3 protein-coding genes are annotated in these 3,418 nt (G+C 72.3%); all 3 read right to left on the bottom strand.

Translation table 11 applies throughout. The features are described 5' to 3' along the window. Nucleotides 1-200 (bottom strand): hypothetical protein (locus D6718_12500; protein RMG43309.1); only part of this gene is annotated, 200 nt, incomplete at its 3' end. A 4-nt stretch (nt 201-204) separates the two neighbouring features. After that, nucleotides 205-1,407: a pyridoxal phosphate-dependent aminotransferase gene (locus D6718_12495; GenBank protein ID RMG43308.1), complete on the bottom strand. Its 1,203-nt coding sequence runs from the start codon at nt 1,405-1,407 to the stop codon at nt 205-207. 89 nt (nt 1,408-1,496) lie between these two features. Then, the gene (locus D6718_12490) at nt 1,497-2,885 is read right to left on the bottom strand and encodes an MATE family efflux transporter (GenBank protein RMG43307.1); all 1,389 of its coding nucleotides are present in this window, start codon (nt 2,883-2,885) and stop codon (nt 1,497-1,499) included. Nucleotides 2,886-3,418: the final 533 nt, after the last annotated feature.

Raw genomic sequence — 3,418 nt, 5'->3', positions numbered from 1 at the left:
GTGCCGTCCCCGCCCGCGGCGACCACCGCGGCCGGGCGCCCGCGGGCGGCGGCGGCCGCCGCCCGCCGGCCTTCCTCGGGGTCGGAGGTGATCACGACTCGCGACCCGTCGCCGCGCGCCCGCAGGAGCGCCTCGAGCTCCCGGGCGCGCCCGGCCGCCGTGCCGGCCGCCCGGTTGAGGATGACGACCAGACCGGGCACCGCCTCAGCGGGTCCGGGCGCGCGCGAAATCGGCGATCCGCTCGATGCCGCGCTCGATCTCCTCGTCCGACGTGGCGTAGCTGAGCCGGATGTGCTGCCCCTCGCCCGGAACGCGCGACCCGAAGTGGATGTCGGCCAGCACGGCCACACCCGCCTCGTGCAAGAGCCGCCGCCTCAGCTCCTCCGAATCGGCGGCGCCGACGCGCTCGCACAGCTCCGTGACGTTGGGCCAGACGTAGAACGCCCCGCCGGGAGAAAGGCAGCGGACACCCGGAATCTCGTTCAGCATCGAGACGATCTTCTGCCGGCGGCGGGCGAAGATCTCCTTCATCCGGTGGGCCTCGTCCTGCGGCCCCGACACCGCCTCGAGCGCGGCGTACTGGGCCGGATGCGACGCGCAGGATTCCGTGTTGGTCACCCACCGCACGAAGTGCGGGGCGAGGGTCCGGTTCGCGGCGTAGCCGATGCGCCACCCCGTCATGGCCCACGTCTTCGAAACGCCGTCGGCGATGATCGTCCTCTCCCGCATCCCCGGAAGGGCTGCGATCGACCGGAATTCGCCGTCGTAGACGAGGCGGGAGTAGATCTCGTCGGCGTAGATCCAGACCTGCTCGTGGGGCCTCAGGATCTCCGCGATCGCTTCGAGATCCTCCTGCGTCAGGAGCCCTCCCGTCGGATTGTGCGGGGTGTTGAGGATGACCAGACGGGTCTTGTCGGTGATGCGGTCGGCGAGCGCCTGCGGGTCGAACGCGAACGAGCGCTTCTCCTCCAGGTGCAAGGGCACCGGCACGGCTCCCATCGCGCGGATCTGCGACTCGTAGATGGGGAAGCCGGGATTCGGGTAGATCACCTCGTGCCCGGCCCCGTAGTCGGTCACGCTGAGAATGGTGTAGCCGATGAACGGTTTCGCCCCGGCGCCGATCACGACCTCGTCCGGATCGATTTCGAGGCCGCGCACCCGCCCCAGCTCCGCCGCGACCGCTTCGCGCAGTTCCGGAATGCCGGCGGAGGGGGTGTAGCCCGTCTTCCCGTCCCGAATCGCCCGGATCGCCGCTTCCCGGATGTTGTCCGGGGTGACGAAGTCGGGCTGGCCGATGCAGAACGAGACGATGTCCCGTCCCTGCCGCGTGAGTTCGTTGACCTCCGCGAGCACGACGAAGGCGTTCTCGGTACCCAGTTCCGCCGTGCGCCGACTGATCTCAGGCATGATTCCTTCTCCTCGTGCTTCGGCGTCTCGCCGCCGCGGGATCGGCGCGCCGCGATCACGATGGCACAGCGTCCGGCGGGACGGCAACTTTACCCCGGACGCGGCGCCGGTTCTCCGCCGATCGCCTCGCGCCCCATCCGCCGGAGCACGGTCGCGAGCCAGGCAGCGAAGATCACCGAGGCGATCGCGCCCGCCGCGAGGAGCCCGAGGATGAGCCCCTCGATCGGGGGCGCGCCCATCCGCCGCGCGACCGCGATCCCGGTCCAGGCCAGCGGGAGCGCGAGCAGGCCGTAGCGGAGGATCGCCATCACGAGACCCGGACGCCCGCGCTGCAGCCCCTCGAACACCGGGCGGCACAGCAGGAACGGCACGGCCACCAGACAGGCGACCGGAACGAGGCGGAGCCCGAACGCGGCGTAGCGGGCGGTCTCGGGGGCCTCCGCGAGCCACGAGGCGATCGCCGGCCCCAGCGCCCACATCACCGGGGTGACGAAAAAGAAGGTGTAGGCGAGCGCCCCGGCGGCGGCCTCGCGGAGGCCCCGGCGGATCCCCTCGAGGTCGGCCCGCCCGTAACGCCTCGCGGCGTAGGGAAGCATCGCCACGCCGATGGCGATCACCGGATTGACCATGAACAGCGACACCCGGTAGTAGATCGAGTAGGCGGCGATCGCGGGTGTCGAGTCGGGAGCCCCGGCCAGCAGCGCGTTGGCGGCCGCCGTCTCCACCGACATGAGGCCGAAATTCAACGCGGCGGGGACAGCGAGACTGAAGATCGACCGGTAGGGAGCGGGGTCGTCGGAGCGGTCGATGCCGGTCACCCACTGGGCCATCCGAGTCCTCTCGTGCGTCCTCGCCCGCGCCAGCGCGTAGCTCAATCCGCCGAACCGGCCGAGCACCGTGGAGAGCGCGATCCCGAACACGCCCCAGTGGAAAACGAAAAGAAAGATCGTGTTCAGCGTGACGTTGATCACGTTGGAGAGGATTCCCGCCCACATCGTCGAGCGGGTGTCCTGATGGGCCTTGACCAGCGAATCGGGGATGACGGACCAGAACGCGGTGAGAGCGGAACCCGCCACGAGAACCGACCCGTAGACCTGGAACGCCCGCTCCACCTCGGGCGCGAGTCCCATGCGGGGAGCCCAGAACCAGATGCCGACCCCGGTCAGAAGGAAGACCGGCACGATCCCGAGCACGAGCTTCCAGCCCGCCTCGAGGTACTGCTCGATCCGGCGCGCCTGGCGCGCGCCCATCGCGCGCGACAGGCCGGAGGTGAGGCCGGTCGACATGCCGACCCACAGCGCGATCATCAAGAACTCGAACGGGACCGTCAGGCCGATCGCCGCCACGGCGGCATCGCCGATGGTGGCGGCGTAGGCCGTGTCGACGAAGGTGAACGCCGCCCGCATCCAGAAGGAGACCACCAGCGGTGCGGCCATCCGCAGCACGGCGGGATCGGGCTCGGAACGAGCGGGGGACAACCGTCGGCTCTCCGGGAATCGGGACTCGCGGGGCGGCGGATTCTAGCCCTGCCGGCCGGACCCTGCCCCCTCGGCCAACCGCCCGCGCGCGGCGCGGCGGCGACTCGAGCCGGCCGGGCGCGCAGCGGGCAGCCGCGGACGAAACGCCGCCGCCGTCGGACCGGCCCCGCGCGACCGCTAACGCCGCGCTCCCCCCGAGGTGCACCCCTCGCGGCGCGCCGCGGCCCGGAAGGCCCGCGGGGCACACCCCCGTCCGGAACCGGTTCCTGGGGGCCGGGCGCGTCTCGCGGGCGCGCGCTTCGCGCGGTTCGGGGAGCGGTCCGGTCTGTCCGCGTGACCCGCGCCGCCCGGAGCACGCCGGCGGCCACGAGACCGCGCAGACCGGGCTCGGCTCGGCCGGGGCCATGCCCGGTCGGCGCGAAGAGCGCGGGAGAGACTTTCGGGCGGGGTCCCACGGGCGCCGCGGACAGCGCAACTCCGGTCCTCGGCCGGCGGGAGGGCGGGAACCGCCGGGCGCGCGGGCCGCGCCGCCG

The sequence above is a fragment of the Acidobacteriota bacterium genome (assembly GCA_003696075.1).
Lineage (GTDB): Bacteria > Acidobacteriota > Polarisedimenticolia > J045 > J045 > J045.
The sequence above is the reverse complement of the archived record's forward strand: the minus strand, read 5'-3'. Positions and strand labels throughout refer to the sequence as shown.